The organism is Xenorhabdus ishibashii (assembly GCF_002632755.1).
Lineage (GTDB): Bacteria > Pseudomonadota > Gammaproteobacteria > Enterobacterales > Enterobacteriaceae > Xenorhabdus > Xenorhabdus ishibashii.
Map to the genome: position 1 here is coordinate 952,275 of NZ_NJAK01000001.1, position 15,895 is coordinate 968,169.

At 42.9% G+C, this 15,895-nt stretch carries 16 protein-coding genes; 2 read left to right on the forward strand and 14 right to left on the reverse strand.

The genetic code is table 11. The annotated features are described in order from the left end of the window. Positions 1–11: 11 nt before the first annotated feature. Positions 12–1,175 carry an acetyl-CoA C-acyltransferase FadA gene (gene fadA / locus Xish_RS04430; RefSeq protein ID WP_099118665.1) on the forward strand — a complete coding sequence of 388 codons (1,164 nt, stop codon included), beginning with the start codon at positions 12–14 and terminating at the stop codon, positions 1,173–1,175. A 163-nt stretch (positions 1,176–1,338) separates the two neighbouring features. Here the strand turns inward: fadA and fre are convergent, their stop codons facing one another. Both fre and ubiD read right to left on the reverse strand, forming a co-directional pair. Beyond that, the gene (gene fre, locus Xish_RS04435) at positions 1,339–2,040 is read right to left on the reverse strand and encodes an NAD(P)H-flavin reductase (RefSeq protein WP_099116883.1); all 702 of its coding nucleotides are present in this window, start codon (positions 2,038–2,040) and stop codon (positions 1,339–1,341) included. Positions 2,041–2,050: 10 nt separating this feature from the next. Continuing rightward, a complete protein-coding gene (ubiD, locus tag Xish_RS04440) occupies positions 2,051–3,523 on the reverse strand; it encodes a 4-hydroxy-3-polyprenylbenzoate decarboxylase (protein WP_099118666.1) in 1,473 nt (490 codons plus the stop codon). 255 nt (positions 3,524–3,778) lie between these two features. Here ubiD and rfaH point away from each other — a divergent pair, with 255 nt between their 5' ends. Beyond that, on the forward strand, positions 3,779–4,267 hold the full coding sequence (rfaH, locus tag Xish_RS04445; protein WP_099116884.1) for a transcription/translation regulatory transformer protein RfaH: 489 nt from the start codon (positions 3,779–3,781) through the stop codon (positions 4,265–4,267). A gap of 51 nt (positions 4,268–4,318) precedes the next feature. On the opposite strand, the gene hemB is transcribed toward rfaH, so the two are convergent. The 12 genes from hemB to Xish_RS04505 form a co-directional block, all read right to left on the reverse strand. Further along, complete coding sequence (gene hemB / locus Xish_RS04450) at positions 4,319–5,335, reverse strand: porphobilinogen synthase (RefSeq protein ID WP_099116885.1); 1,017 nt, start codon at positions 5,333–5,335, stop codon at positions 4,319–4,321. A 117-nt stretch (positions 5,336–5,452) separates the two neighbouring features. Next, positions 5,453–6,241, reverse strand: coding sequence for a Sec-independent protein translocase subunit TatC (tatC, locus tag Xish_RS04455; RefSeq protein WP_099116886.1), 789 nt, complete (start codon positions 6,239–6,241; stop codon positions 5,453–5,455). A gap of 3 nt (positions 6,242–6,244) precedes the next feature. Next, a complete protein-coding gene (gene tatB / locus Xish_RS04460) occupies positions 6,245–6,727 on the reverse strand; it encodes a Sec-independent protein translocase protein TatB (protein WP_099116887.1) in 483 nt (160 codons plus the stop codon). A 3-nt stretch (positions 6,728–6,730) separates the two neighbouring features. Beyond that, positions 6,731–6,997, reverse strand: a complete 267-nt coding sequence (gene tatA, locus Xish_RS04465) for a Sec-independent protein translocase subunit TatA (protein WP_099116888.1) — start codon at positions 6,995–6,997, stop codon at positions 6,731–6,733. Positions 6,998–7,129: 132 nt separating this feature from the next. Continuing rightward, entirely contained in the window at positions 7,130–8,767 is a 1,638-nt protein-coding gene (gene ubiB / locus Xish_RS04470) for a ubiquinone biosynthesis regulatory protein kinase UbiB (protein WP_099116889.1), read from the reverse strand. Further along, on the reverse strand, positions 8,754–9,422 hold the full coding sequence (locus Xish_RS04475) for a ubiquinone biosynthesis accessory factor UbiJ (protein ID WP_099116890.1): 669 nt from the start codon (positions 9,420–9,422) through the stop codon (positions 8,754–8,756). Before Xish_RS04475 ends, ubiB begins: the two co-directional genes overlap by 14 nt. A 1-nt stretch (position 9,423) precedes the next feature. Further along, positions 9,424–10,179 (reverse strand): bifunctional demethylmenaquinone methyltransferase/2-methoxy-6-polyprenyl-1,4-benzoquinol methylase UbiE, encoded by a 756-nt coding sequence (gene ubiE / locus Xish_RS04480; RefSeq protein ID WP_099116891.1) that lies wholly within the window; start codon positions 10,177–10,179, stop codon positions 9,424–9,426. Positions 10,180–10,254: 75 nt separating this feature from the next. Then, positions 10,255–11,610 (reverse strand): DNA recombination protein RmuC, encoded by a 1,356-nt coding sequence (rmuC, locus tag Xish_RS04485; RefSeq protein ID WP_099116892.1) that lies wholly within the window; start codon positions 11,608–11,610, stop codon positions 10,255–10,257. 204 nt (positions 11,611–11,814) lie between these two features. Continuing rightward, the gene (locus tag Xish_RS04490) at positions 11,815–12,345 is read right to left on the reverse strand and encodes a DedA family protein (RefSeq protein WP_099116893.1); all 531 of its coding nucleotides are present in this window, start codon (positions 12,343–12,345) and stop codon (positions 11,815–11,817) included. Between the two features lie 76 nt (positions 12,346–12,421). Next, complete coding sequence (locus Xish_RS04495; RefSeq protein ID WP_099116894.1) at positions 12,422–13,204, reverse strand: tyrosine-protein phosphatase; 783 nt, start codon at positions 13,202–13,204, stop codon at positions 12,422–12,424. 148 nt (positions 13,205–13,352) lie between these two features. Continuing rightward, positions 13,353–14,108 carry a uridine phosphorylase gene (gene udp, locus Xish_RS04500; protein WP_099116895.1) on the reverse strand — a complete coding sequence of 252 codons (756 nt, stop codon included), beginning with the start codon at positions 14,106–14,108 and terminating at the stop codon, positions 13,353–13,355. Between the two features lie 186 nt (positions 14,109–14,294). Beyond that, complete coding sequence (locus tag Xish_RS04505; RefSeq protein WP_099118667.1) at positions 14,295–15,668, reverse strand: GntP family permease; 1,374 nt, start codon at positions 15,666–15,668, stop codon at positions 14,295–14,297. Positions 15,669–15,895 lie beyond the last annotated feature (227 nt).

A 15,895-nucleotide genomic window follows, 5' to 3' on the forward strand; every position in this document is an offset into this window, starting at 1 on the left:
GGTCTGAAAACATGGAAAACGTAGTTATTATTGATGGTATCCGTACCCCAATGGGGCGCTCAAAAGGTGGTGTATTCCGTCAGATCCGTGCCGAAGATCTCTCCGCACATCTGATGAAATCAATACTCAAGCGCAATCCTGCCGTTAAGCCTGAATATATTGATGATATCTCTTGGGGATGCGTGCAACAAACTCTGGAACAAGGGTTCAATATTGCCCGTAACTCTGCCTTACTGGCCGGTATTCCTCATTCAGTCCCTGCGGTAACCGTTAACCGCCTTTGCGGTTCTTCAATGCAATCACTGCACGACGGTGCCCGCATGATCATGACTGGTGATGCCAGTATTATTATGGTCGGTGGTGTTGAACATATGGGACATGTTCCCATGACACACGGTGTCGACTTTCATCCCAAATTAAGCCGCAACGTAGCCAAAGCAGCCGGTGTTATGGGGCTGACGGCAGAAATGCTGGCCAAAATGTACAATATTAGTCGCGAAATGCAGGATGAGTTTGCCCTGCGCTCTCATCAGCGTGCAGCCCAAGCGAGCGAAACAAAAGCTTTCGCCAGCGAGATCGTTCCTCTATATGGACATGATGCTGATGGAAATATGAAACTCGTCGATTTTGATGAAGTGATCCGCCCAGAAACTAACCTAAAAGATTTGGCTGCGCTGCGTCCTGTTTTTGATCCAGTCACTGGCAGTGTGACAGCGGGTAACTCATCAGCACTTTCCGATGGCGCCTCTGCCATGCTTATCATGAGCGAAAGCAAAGCTAAAGAGCTAGGGTTAAAACCTCGTGCTCGTATCCGCTCAACGGCGGTTGTTGGTTGCGCTCCTTCTATCATGGGTTACGGCCCTGTGCCGGCAACACAAATGGCTTTGAAAAAAGCGGGATTAAGCCTCTCGGATATTGGCGTCATGGAACTGAACGAAGCATTCGCTGCACAATCCTTGGCTTGCATAAAAGGGTTGAATCTGCTGGATAGCATGGATGACAAAATAAACCTGAATGGTGGCGCTATTGCTCTCGGTCACCCATTGGGATGCTCTGGGACTCGCATTACGACCACCTTGCTTAACTTGATGGAACGTAAAGATGTTCAATTCGGGCTATCAACCATGTGCATCGGGTTAGGCCAAGGTATTGCCACGATTATCGAAAGGGTATAGCCATAAAACTTAGCTATAAGACATAGCTGATGATTGAAATTTATGGCTTTTAAAAATTAACGTTTCTCCTTGTCTGTCTTATCTATTGCATCACTCTAGTACGTTGTTGCCGTAGTTTCCCGCCTGTCAAGGGCGGGTTTTTTATTTTTTATCGGCAAACGGCTCAAATAAACTCAAATGCATCCCCATACATGTGCTCGATGGATGCATCACGTTCACTACAGAACCGTTCACGGGCAATTTTAGCCATCTCAAAGCGGCCAGCAATGTAGATATCATGATTTGCCAGACTGCCGAAATCTTCCAAAACTGCACTCAGGACTGTGCCCGTTCTCCCACACCAGTGTTCATCTACTTGTTCAACCACAGGAACAACGGTCAAATTAGGATAGCGCTCACTCAATGATTGCAACTCCCCCAAATCATAAAGGTGTTGCAATTCTCGTCCTCCCCAATAGATGGAAATTTTACGATCAGGATTTTTTTCCAATGCAGCCAATAAGATAGAGCGCGTATATGAAAAGCCCGTTCCACCGGCAATCAATAACATCGGGTTTTTGCTGTCTTCACGAAACCATGCCTGACCATGCGGAATATCAATATCAATAACTTTCTGATCCAGAATCCTATCCATTACTGCCATCGCATAGAGATTTAGTTCAGAAGCACCAATATGCAACTCAATTATCTGTTTTTCTGATGGTGGCGATGCCATGGAGAAAGGACGTTTATCCCTTTCATCCATAATCACCATTAAATATTGTCCTGCACGGAAAGAAAAAGGCGAATCAGGTAATAAACGAACCCGATAAACTGTATCTGTAATGGAGTCAACCGATGTTACTTTACAGCTTAATATTGTCATGCGTTCCCTCTTATCGCGTCAAAATATCTAATTGATCCCAAATTTCATCGACACGGGCCCGAATCTCATCGCTCATCGCTATCGGACGCCCCCATTCCCTTTGTGTCTCTCCTGGCCATTTATTCGTTGCATCTAATCCCATTTTTGAGCCTAGTCCAGAAACAGGCGATGCAAAATCGAGATAGTCAATAGGTGTATTTTCCAGTAAAACAGTATCTCTCTGCGGATCCATTCGCGTTGTTATCGCCCAAATGACATCATTCCAATCTCGCGCATTGATATCATCATCACAAACGATAACAAATTTTGTGTACATAAATTGTCTCAGATATGACCAAACTCCCATCATTACTCGCTTGGCATGGCCTGCATACTGTTTTTTCATTGTAACGACCGCGAGTCGATAAGAGCAGCCCTCTGGTGGCAAGTAAAAATCTACAATTTCAGGAAACTGTTTTTGTAATATTGGCACCAAGACTTCATTCAACGCAACCCCTAGCACCGCAGGTTCATCCGGTGGACGCCCAGTGTAAGTGGAATGATAGATAGCATCACTACGTTGGGTAATATGGGTAATCGTAAATACCGGGAACATATCTACTTCATTGTAATAGCCGGTATGATCACCATAAGGTCCTTCTGGTGCCATTTCGTCAGGATCAATATAACCTTCGAGGATAATTTCAGCACTGGCAGGCACTTCCAGATCATTGGATATACATTTAACGACTTCCGTTTTATGCCCACGCAATAATCCAGCAAACGCATATTCAGATAAGGTATCAGGAATTGGGGTAACCGCTCCTAATATCGTGGCCGGATCGGCACCCAATGCAACGGATACAGGGAAACGTTCCCCCGGATGAGCCTGACACCACTCCTGAAAATCAAGCGCACCACCACGGTGTGATAACCAGCGCATAATCAGTTTATTTTTTCCCAATACCTGTTGGCGATAAATACCCAAGTTCTGGCGCTCTTTATTAGGCCCCTTAGTCACCGTCAATCCCCAGGTAATCAAGGGAGCGGCATCTTCCGGCCAACAATGCATAACCGGAATACGGGTCAGATCCACCTCATCCCCTGCCCAAATCTGTTCCTGACAAGGCGCAGAACTAAGGCGTTTGGTGGGCATATTCAAAACTTGTTTGAATTTAGGCAACTTATCGACCAAATCACGAAAGCCTTTTGGTGGCTCAGGCTCTTTAAGAAAAGCCAAGAGCTTCCCAACATCATGCAATGCCTTAACATCATCCTGCCCCATTCCCATGGCAACGCGCTTAGGTGTCCCAAACAAGTTGCACAATACAGGCATCGAATATCCTTTAGGATTTTCAAATAATAAGGCAGGACCACCGGCACGAAGAGTACGATCTGCGATTTCAGTCATTTCCAGATACGGGTCAACTTCCATACGAATTCGTTTTAATTCACCTGATTGTTCCAACAAGGAAAGAAAGTCTCTTAGATCGCGATATTTCATATTGTTCATTCGTGCCGATTTTTAAGGAGGGAAAGCCATTATAATCCCTCCCATGAGGGTTACAAGGAAAAGTCATAACCTGCTAAAAACAATGGATTTAGTGCGATAACTAATATATGAATTTTTATTGAAAAATAAGTACGATAGAATATAAAAAAATGCGTCTTAAACTTAAAATAACGTCTATTTTTACTGATGACCCTTTAGCACTGGTTTTGTTATGCTAAGCACTCAACGCAATGGAGTCGAAATATTATGGGAAATTGGTATCTTCTTTACTGTAAACGTGGGCAAATCTCTCGGGCAATAGAGAATTTAGAGCGACAGGATGTAATTTGCTTAACACCTACAGCCAAAATTGAAAAAATCATTCGAGGTAAACGAACCATTGTTACTGAACCATTGTTTCCCAATTACCTGTTTGTTCACTTTGATCCTGAATTTATTCATACCACGACTGTTAACTCAACACGTGGTGTAAATCATTTCGTTCGGTTCAGCACTTATCCTACTATTGTTCCACAAACATTAATTGATGAATTAATGTCTCTTACTGAGCAAGAATACATAGCACCTGAAACCCCAATTACTGGTGATACTGTCTTAATCACTGAGGGAATTTTCGAAGGGATCCAAGCAATTTATAACGAGCCAGATGGGGAAACCCGTTCCATCCTCTTGCTAAATATTCTCAATAAAGAAGTGTCTAAAGTTTTAGATAATAAACATTTCATTAAAGTTTAAATCATAAAACGGGCAACATTGCCCGTCTTTAATATACAAGCATTGCAGCGATCAATATTTTTGTTCATGCAGCCACTGCGCTACACGTTTGGCAAAATAGGTCAAAACACCATCCGCTCCCGCCCTTTTGAAGCACAATAGTGATTCCATAATTGCTGGTTGCTCTTTTAACCAACCATTTTGAATAGCCGCCATATGCATGGCGTATTCACCAGAAACTTGATAAGCAAATGTTGGCACACCGAAAGTATCTTTCACTCGGCGGATCACATCCAAATACGGCATACCTGGTTTAACCATGACGCTATCAGCACCTTCTTGCAGATCCTGTGCAATTTCCTGCAACGCTTCATCACCGTTTGCTGGGTCCATTTGATAAGTCATCTTATTACCACTTTTCAAGTTACCGCTGGAACCAATCGCATCCCTAAATGGCCCATAGTAACAAGAGGCGTACTTGGCAGAGTAAGCCATAATTTGGGTATTGACATAATTATCCAGCTCAAGCTGTTCGCGAATAGCACCAATGCGGCCATCCATCATATCACTTGGCGCGACAATCTCAGCCCCAGCTTCAGCATGGGATAATGCCTGCTTAACCAGAATATCTTTGGTAATGTCATTGATAACATAGCCATCCTGATCAATCACACCATCCTGCCCGTGGGTAGTAAATGGATCGAGCGCTACATCCGTCAAAAGGCCCAGCTCAGGTACAGCATCTTTCAGCGCACGAACAGAACGCTGGATCAATCCATCTGGGTTATAGGCTTCTTTCGCATCCAACGATTTCTTGTCCGCTTCAATAACGGGAAACAGAGACAAAACAGGAATACCCAGTCGGGCAATCTCTTCTGCTTCTTTCAGCAAAAGATCGATTGTCAGACGATACACTCCTGGCATTGAAGGAACTTCCTGACGCTGATTCGTTCCTTCCATAACAAATACAGGATAAATCAGGTCATTAACAGTAAGCTGATTTTCAGCAACTAAGCGGCGGGAAAAGTCATGACGGCGCACACGGCGCATACGACGACCGGGAAATCCCCCCGGAAATACATAGCTCATATGGTTCTCCTAATGTAAAACCCAGCGACAAAGCGCTGGGTCAATAATCATCATTTCATGATAATGATGTTAACACTATCAATCGGTTCGCGATAATTATGAGTGCTCGGCGTCAGATTATTTTTTAAAATTGTCACCAATATCACTGTCTGATTTATCTTCTGGATTGATTAAATTACGGCGTCCCCATTTGCCAACATAGAACTGCGAAAGCAAAATTCCCAGTTCAAATAACAAATACATGGGAACCGCCAGCAGAGTTTGTGAGAAAACATCAGGTGGTGTTAACAACATCCCAACCACAAACGCCCCAACTAAAATATAAGGGCGTTTTCTTTTTAGCGATTCTGGCGTCACTACCCCACTCCAACACAGCAAAATAATGGCAATGGGTATTTCGAATGAAACGCCAAAAGCCATAAACAGCGCCATGACAAAGCTTAGGTAATTGCTGATATCCGTTGAGATCACCACACCGGCCGGCACAGTATTGATAAAGAAACCAAACACAATGGGAAAAACGACAAAATATGCAAATGCCATTCCCAGATAAAATAATATGCTACTGGAAAACAGCAGGGGCATAATCAAGCGGCGTTCGTGTTTATACAGTGCCGGTGCAATAAATGCCCATACTTGATAAAGGATCATCGGTGCCGAAACAAAGATAGACACCATAATGGTCAGTTTAATTGGTGTAAAAAAAGGTGATGCAACATCTGTTGCAATCATATTAGCGCCCTTAGGTAATTGTTCCATTAAAGGCGCTGCAATAAGCCGGTAAATGTCATTAGAAAAATAAACCAATGCCAGAAATACTATCAGCACGGTAATGAGGCTATTTAAAATCCGCTTACGCAGTTCAATCAAGTGACTGATAAGAGGTTGGGTATTATCCACGGACATGTTTTAGTGTTCGCCATTTGCTTGTTCAGGAGATTTTTTTTTCTGTTGCGCTGATTTTGAGTTCGATTGCTCTGCAATGCCTGATTCTGAACTTAATTGTTCTGAATTCAAATGGTTGGCAGACGATTGAGCACTAGAGGAATGAAAATGCGTTTCGTCTTCTTCTAACTCTTTCATTTCATCCGGTTTCAACTGATAAGTATTTTTCAACGATTCAGCCGCTTCCTTTAGCTCCTCCATTGATGCCTTCAATTCTGGCGAAAGTGATTGCAGCTCGGCTTTTTCTTCCATTTTCTTCAGGGTGTCCTGAAGTTCTTGCAATTTCAGTTCCTGAGCAAGCTCATTCTGAACATTAGCCGCCAGAGAGCGCAATGCACGGATCCAGCCAGCCACTGTTTTTACCGCAACAGGCAGACGTTCCGGCCCCAGAACAACCAAGCCAATGATCATCACTAACAGTAGTTCACTAAAACCAATGTCAAACACGGTTTATACCTGCTCTTTATCTTTACTTTTATTTCCTGCGTTTTCAGATTGTGCAGCCGTGGACTGTTCAGTGAGGTTTTTAGTTTCAAACTCAGCATCCTGACTCATTTTTTCCGGCTGCTGTGGTTTTTCATCATCACTCATTGCTTTTTTAAAGCCCTTTATTGATTCACCCAAGTCTGAACCCAAGGTACGAAGCTTATTAGTACCGAACAACAGTACGACAATGACAGCAATGATAAGCAATTGCCAAATACTTATACCACCCATACTGACCTACCTCTATTCATCAGAATATTACTCGTGATTTAATGATAAACAACGAACACTCTGTTTAAAAATAACGCAATCATACAAGGATCGTCGTAAAATTACCTTGATTTAATATTCATCATTACTGAATTATTGACGCTTGTTTAAATGACGCCAACCTAATCCCCATGATGCAATTCCGATACCTGTCATCCCCCACGCCAGATGTTTCTGATCTATGATGAAAAACAAACTACCACAGATAAAGAGGGTTGCACCAATCCCCAATAAATAAAGAGATTTGCGCTGCCTGAGTTGTTGATCCCTGAATTGTTGCGATATCTGATCAATGCTGCTTTGCAAACGCCGATGCTGCTGGAGCGTGCCATATACCAGTTCTGGAAGCTCTGGTAACTTTTCCGCCCAATAAGGCGCTTTTTCTTTAAAGGCACGTACAATAGCGGGAAGCCCAACCTGATCATGCAGCCAATCTTCCAGAAAAGGTTTTGCTGTTTTCCACAGATCAAGCTGAGGGTAAAGTTGGCGCCCCAAACCTTCAACATACAACAACGTTTTTTGCAGCAGAACCAACTGGGGCTGAACTGTCATATTGAAACGACGGGCGGTATTGAAAAGATTTAGCAAAACATGCCCAAATGAGATTTCAGCCAGGGGTTTTTCAAAAATCGGTTCACAAACGGTACGGATGGCAAATTCGAAATCTTCCACATTGGTATTTGCCGGCACCCAACCAGAATCAACATGCAGTTCAGCGACCCGACGATAATCACGATTGAAAAAAGCAATGAAATTTTCAGCCAGATAACGTTTATCATCTTTATTCAAAGAGCCAACAATACCGTAATCGATACCGATATAAGTAGGATCTTCCGGTTTGTCGTAACTGACGAAAATATTACCGGGGTGCATATCCGCATGGAAAAAGCTGTCGCGAAATACTTGAGTGAAGAATACCTGAACTCCACGCTCAGCCAACACTTTCATGTTGGTGTTCTGCGCTTCCAGAGCAGCAACATCTGACACGGGAATGCCATAAATTCGCTCCATCACCAAAACATTCTCCCTGCAATAATCGGGATAGACTTCCGGCACGTAGAGCATTGGACTATCTTCAAAATTACGCCGCAATTGAATTGCATTTGCAGTTTCACGCAATAAATTTAGTTCATCAAGCAGGGTTTTCTCATATTCTCTTACAACTTCACGCGGACGAAGGCGACGACCATCTGGTAAAAGGGGAACCAGATTTGCCAAACGATACATTAACCGTACATCGGCCTGAATTACCGGCAGAATATCTGGGCGGATCACTTTCAGGACAACTTCTCTACCATTCTCTTTCAACCGAGCAGTATGTACCTGAGCGATAGAAGCGGAAGCCAGTGGTTGTGGATCAAAATCCTCAAACCATGTTTCCAGCGAGCCTTCTAAAGCCGTTTCAATCGATTTTCGTGCTACTAAGCCATCAAAAGGAACCACTCTATCTTGTAACATCGATAGTTGATCTGCAATTGCAGGCGGAAATAGGTCACGACGTGTAGAGAGCATCTGACCAAACTTGATCCATACCGGACCGAGTTCTTGTAATGCCAAACGTAAACGTTCGCCAAGAGGCTTATCTTTATGCCTGTTAGGTATCCAAAACAGGAAATAACGCCCAAAACGCAACGGCCATGTCAAACGAATATTAGGGATAAGTTCATCCAATCCGTAAGAAAGAAAGACTCGGATGATAAAGTAAAGCCGCCTAATTTCACTGGGTGTCATGTTTTCCCTCCAGTGCCGCCAACCGTTTTTCAAGTTGGTTTATCTGATCAGCAACGGCATTAACCTCTTCACTAAAATAGGCCACTTCCAACGCACTGGGAACCATTTTCCATTCTTCTGTCAATGATTCGGTAAAATACGTTTTCTTCCTTGCAATGGTATTGCTGACAAATCCAACACTTTTCTTCATCATTCGGGTAACACCTTCTGCGGCAATATCACCAACATAAGGGGAAAGGTAATGCGCAGGGTCCCACTCTGACATATCCAGCAAAGCTGACCATTGTTGAATCACCTGCATATCCCCTTCAATGACAATTTCACCGCTGTTAATCAGGGTTGAAAGGCACTGGCGATCCCGTAGCTTGAGTAGTGCAGGGAGCGTTGCTTTCATTGAGCAATCCACAGGTTCTGACCATTGACTCAATATATCTAGTCGTCTCTCACTGAATATCAGTATCAATGGTGTTTCGATTTCTTTCAGTTCAATGGATAGTATCTTATTTACTAGTCTCAAGCGTGCCGGTTTTAATACAGCTTCGCGATATAACAAGTGATTCAAGGTTGTTTCCAGAAAGGCCGTCAATGCCGGAAATAACACCTTATCCTTTGATACCGCAGAACTCATACTATGGCTTGATAAGGATGTTTCCATCTCAGAATTTGAACCCTTTATGCAGTGCAACGATCCCACCAGTCATGTTGGTATAATAAACCTGGTCAAAGCCCGCTTCTTCCATCATACCTTTTAAGGTTTCCTGATCAGGATGCATACGAATGGATTCTGTCAGATAGCGGTAACTGTCCGCATCATTTACAACCATCTGGCCAATTCGAGGCAGAATATGGAATGAATAAACATCATAAACCTTACTTAACGGAGCCAATACAGGTTTAGAAAACTCTAGCACCAACAAGCGTCCACCAGGCTTAAGTACCCGATACATGGAACGTAACGCTTTTTCTTTATCCGTGACATTACGCAAGCCAAAGGAAATAGTAATACAATCAAAATGGTTATCTGGGAAAGGCAGTTCTTCTGCATTGGCTTGAACATAACTGACATTACCTACGATACCGATATCGCGTAATTTTTCGCGTCCAACTTTCAACATTGAGTCGTTGATATCCGCCAGAACAACTTGACCTTTTTCCCCCACCATCCGGGAAAATTTTGCGGTTAGATCACCTGTCCCACCAGCGAGATCAAGCACCTTATGACCACGGCGAACACCACTTGACTCAATAGTGAAACGTTTCCAGATACGGTGGATGCCAAATGACATTAAGTCATTCATTAAGTCATATTTCGAGGCCACAGAGTGAAATACCTCTGCCACCATCTCTTTTTTTTGTTCTTTGGCTACGGTGCGGAAACCAAAATCAGTGGTTTCTTTTGATTGATCTGCCATGTTATTTGTCCGCTTTTTATTCAAAAAAATTTATAGTCAGTGTATCAGCCTTTCCAACAAAACCCTATTCAGACTTCACTCATTCACCTGCAACGATTGGAAAGATTTATCAATCAACTGTGAATCAATAGGACGCTTTACATCCACTCCTAAATCACGAAATCCTTCGGCCTGACTAATTAAGTTGCCTCTGCCCTCAACAAGCTTTTTCATTGCGAAATGGTAACTCGCCTGGGCTTTATTAAGGCTTTGCCCTAATCCTTGCATATCATCCACAAACAACCGCATTTTGTCATACATTTTGGCGGCTTTATCAGCAATCAGACGTGCATTTTGGCTTTGATATTCATAACGCCACAAGTTATTGATAGTACGAACAGCAATCAGCAAAGTTGATGGGCTAACCAGCATAATATTATGTTTCAGTGCTTCATCAAGTAATTCTGGTGCCTGATTGAGAGCCACCAGATAAGCCGGCTCCACAGGAATAAACATCAAAACATAATCCAGCGATCGTAATCCGGGTAATTGTTGATAATCTTTTCGGCTCAGGCCACGTATATGTCTCCTGATGGAGTTAATATGTTCCTGTAATGCTTGTGTTTGTTGTTCTTCGCTATCACTGTTGAAATAACGTTCATAAGCAACCAAGGACATTTTGGCATCAATAATGACATCTTTTCCCTGTGGCAGGTGCACTATTACATCAGGCTGAAAACGCTCGCTGTTTTCAGCCTTAATATTGACTTGTGTATCGAATTCATATCCTTCACGCAAGCCGGAAGCTTCCAAAACCCGCGCCAATACCATCTCTCCCCAATTTCCCTGTATTTTATTGTCTCCTTTCAGGGCTTTTGTGAGATTGATAGCCTCTTTTGCCATCTGTGCATTAAGTTGCTGAAGATTACGAATTTCATGAGCCAAAGTATGGCGCTCACGAGCTTCCTGCCCAAAGCTATCTTGTACCTGACGGCGGAATCCTTCAAGTTGCTCACGAAATGGCATCAGAAGATTATTGAGATTTTGACGCTGATATTCATCGGTACGACGTTGATTCTGCTCAAAGATACGATTGGCAAGATTTTCAAATTGGGTATTTAATCGCTGCTCACTGTTGATCAATAAACGCTGCTTTTCCTCCGCAGCTAGTCTGGTCTCTTCAAGCCGAGTGCTCAATTCTCGCAATTCAGCTTCCTGCACACTGTTAATTTCTCGTTGAGCCAGTAATGCTTGGTTTAGTTGATCGCATTCAGTACGCCAATAGTGAGATTGTTCCAGCTTTTCATGGCTGACCGCCAATTGGCTATATAATTCACGCAGTTCCTGCTCTTTTTGCTGGATCCTCTGCTGAACAGAAAGCCAGACGAAGATCCCTCCGCCCAGCAATCCGCCTAAACCACCAATCAGCATGTATAACCACTGGATATCCACCTATACACCCTCGCTAACGCTATTATTTTTAACCCCATTCTTTGTTAAGCCTACTTTTCATTGGCACCATTGCCGATAAATTTCAGTCAACTTTTCTGAGTCACTAGCCTCAATGTAAGTTAAATAGATGCTGTATAGATGTCCAGAGTATTTAATGCCTTTCTTTCAGTTTGCAAAGTGGCTCGCAATTACCCCATCCACTCTTTATCCCATCCATTCAGCCAACCAACGCAGGCCAAATGCCCCCGGTGCTAAGATACCGAATGCCCAAATCAATGCAGAAGCTAAGTTAGCAAGCTGAAAATAACGTTTTGGCATGGCACAAATTCCGGCTACCAGAGGTACAACGGCTCTCAACGGACCAAAAAAGCGCCCAATAAAAATGCCCCATACTCCCCATCGTTCAAAGAAACGGTGCCCGCGAACCAACATTTGAGGATGGCGGGAAAGCGGCCACATCTTGCCGACATTTTCTTTGTAATGGAAACCAAACCAGTAAGAAACCCAATCACCAAAGAAAGCGCCGGCTGCTGCGGCTATCCATATTGGCCAGAAGGTTAACCCACTTTCACCAATCAATGCCCCTAATCCCAACAAAATGATCGTTGCTGGTAACAATAGAGAAATAAATGCCAACGATTCACCAAATGCCAGTAGGAAAATGATGGGAATTGCCCAAACTTCATGGGCTTTTACGAAACTTATGACCAGTTCGATAATTTCATGCAGACTCACATTAATCTTTCCTGTGTTATCAGTGGGATGTTAGAGGTTAGCACTGAACAATCTGCCCAATGCTAATCTGATATTTTTATTCAAGAAAATAAGCTTGTAGTTTTTCACGCGCAGGGATATTAAGGCCGATATCTTTTTCCAGCCAAACATCTACGCTGCCATAATGCTGGTTAATGCTATCAAGTGCAGTCAGTAAAAATTCTTCCCTCACTGAATAAACATAGGCAAATTTTTCGACCACACTTTCACTCATCACTTTTGCGTGTTCATTCAATAAATAGTCTCGGTACGGAGCCAATGTGACATTAGTCAGCAAATAATCTTCCATCACCGTATCCAGATCAGCGCCCAATGCGAATAAAACCAGTGCAGAGCCTACTCCCGTTCGGTCTTTGCCAACCGCACAATGTTGCACAATTCCGCCTTTCTCTGGTTGCAATAATAATGTCGCTAACGTTTTATAAGCCGGATTGTTGATAGGGAGTAATTTGTATAAACGAGACATAAATGTTTTCGCATCGAATTGCTCCAGTATTTCTTTGTCTAATTTATCCAGATTAGCGTCCACTTCTTTGGAAAGAGGATTGGCTGGAGCATGGTAATAATGTGCCCCATTCCATATTCGATCGGGTTTATCCATAATTTCGCTGCTATCACGATAATCAATGATCTGCAAAAGATTTTGATCCACTAAAAAAGCCTGATCGTTTTCTGTCAGTCTGTCCAGTGAACCGGAACGAAATAACATTCCTGGTTTAATTTTGACGCCATTATTCAGTGTCTTATTACCTAAATCACGGAAATTAATGCCGCCATTCAGAGGAAGTAATGAAGGATGAGATAAAAATGTTGTGGTCATGGTCACTCTTGTTGCGATTAAAAAATAGTTAATAGAACAAACTATCTATTAGTACAAAATGTTATGACATTAGCAAATTTTGAAATGAAGGGAAGAAAAGATCGCATAAACGATAGGGCCAGAATGTTCTGACCCTCAATGAAAGGCATTACAGCAGGCGACGGGCAGCCTCGACAACTATCCCCAGCGCATTGCTTTCTGTTTTCTTCAGTAATTCTGCATCTGGGATTTCCTGTTGGGTACGGTTAACAATCACACCTGCCACCATACCAGCACGCAATCCCTGACTCGCACACATGGTTAGTAATGTTGCTGATTCCATCTCAAAGTTCATTACGCCCATTTCTTGCCATTCTTTCATGGAATCCTGGAAACGCCGAACGACACGGCCAGAATAAGTATCGTAACGTTCCTGACCTGGATAGAAGGTATCGGAAGATGCAGTAATACCAACATGAGTAGCAGAACCAGATGCTTTTGCTGCTTCATACAAGGCATTTGTACACTCAAAATCAGCAACCGCAGGGAATTCCATTGGGGCAAAGTGCAAACTGGCACCATCCAAACGAACCGCAGCAGTTGTAACCAATATATCCCCTACATTGATATGTGCCTGAATTGCCCCAGTTGTTCCGATGCGCAGGAAAGTACGTACTCCCAACTGCGCTAACTCCTCTACAGCAATCGACGTTGAGGGGCCTCCAATGCCTGTAGAGCAGACAACCACGGCTTTTCCGTCAATTTCTGCACGCCAGGTTGTAAATTCACGGTGGGAAGCCAAATGTACGGGGTTATCCATCAATCGCGCAATTTTCTCAACACGATTAGGATCGCCTGGTACAATTGCCAGCGTTGCGCCTTGCAGATCGCTTTTGGTGATACCTAAGTGAAACACATCAGACATATCGACTCCTCAACGGACATGATTCAAAATATGAATACCTAAATTTAGTCAATACTCTGACATTTTTTAGTGATTGAAATCATCTTTAATTAATACAAGAAAGAAACACATACATAATTTTGTGATAAATGTCACATTTAAAAGATAGCGCCCGCTACAGAGCGCTATCGCTATCCATATAAAAAGTTACATGACAAGATTAAGAAGCAATACACCACACAATCCGATTCCCCATGCAATTGTGGTGGGGATCGACCAGACGATAATCTGCTGCCTCGCATTTTTGATACCCATCATCCGGTTAACCACCCAGAAAAAACAGTCATTGAAGTAACTAAAAAACAGGGTACCCATCATCGCAGCTTGTGCCGCCACCAACATATTAACATCCGGTATCTGTTTGATAACAGGCGCAGAAATAGAAGCCGCAGTTATCATTGCCACTGTACCAGAGCCTTGAATTATGCGTATGAGAGTCGCAATGATAAATGGGATCAAAACAGGTGTTATTGGCAGGCTGGCAATATAATGCGCTAATATCGTCCCTGTTGAACCTTCGTTCAATACTGCGCCTAATGCTCCCCCTGCTCCTGACACCAACAAAATAATGCCTACGGTTTTTAACCCTGTTTCCAAATGTTCAATCACTTCATGTTTACTGACGTTTGGCATTAGAGTATAAACTGCCAGTAATACACTGATTGCTAACGCAATAATGGGTGATCCTAGAAAATTAAAAATCTGAAAATAGAAAGATTTTTCCTCACCAGTTCTTAGTATCATTCCATTAATTACGCCAATAAAAATCAGAACAATCGGTGTAACGATAGGTAAAAGGGAAAGAAACAGGCTTGGAAGTGATTTTTGTTCCTTTTCATCCATATAATGCTGATGTATTTGTTGCAAATTTTCTGCATTCTCTTTTGTATCATCAAGCTGATATTCAGGATATTTAGTTTCCAACCATTTTGCATAGCAGGTAATACCAATGACACAGGGCACCGCCAGTACCATACCTGCCAGCATCATTTTGCCAATACTCACCCCAAATATTCCGGCGACACCAAGCGGCCCTGGTGTTGGGGGAACGATATGGTGAGTCACTACTAGCCCTCCCGCCAAAGCAACCCCAAGGGACAATACATTGCGCTTCCCTTTCTTCGCCAATGCCTTCACCAGTGGATAGAGGATCACAAAAGCCGAATTCACAAATATGGGGATACTGACGATATAACCGGTAATCGCCAAAGCCCACTCTTCGCGTCTTTTACCCAACCATTTAATCAGGCTATAGGCGATCTGCTCTGTTGCTCCCGATACTTCCAATATCCTCCCCATCATGCATCCCAACCCAATCACGATACCGATGTTGCCTAATGTCGAACCAAATCCTTTGGTGATCACCTCAACAACATTCCCTATAGTCAAACCACCTGATATTCCGGCGATTATTGCTGCAATTAGCATAGCAATAAGGACATGTACACGAGTACGCAAGACCAGAAAAACCAACGTAAATACTGCCACTCCCAACCCAATAATTGGAATGTAAAACTCCATCACAAAAACCTCATTAAAAATGGATAAATTGGAACATGCCATATTTGCTATGCTTTTCGCTATCAGAAATCGATATTTTTCCAAGGAAAAATTTAGATAACTTCTATTTTGTAAAACAATCCACAAAAATGCATGGCACAAGGGGAAGCGTGTATTTGTGATGAATCAGGTCGGTGACAATGAGAGGATAGTTGAGATGAAAAATGATAATTGCCTGACAATTACCT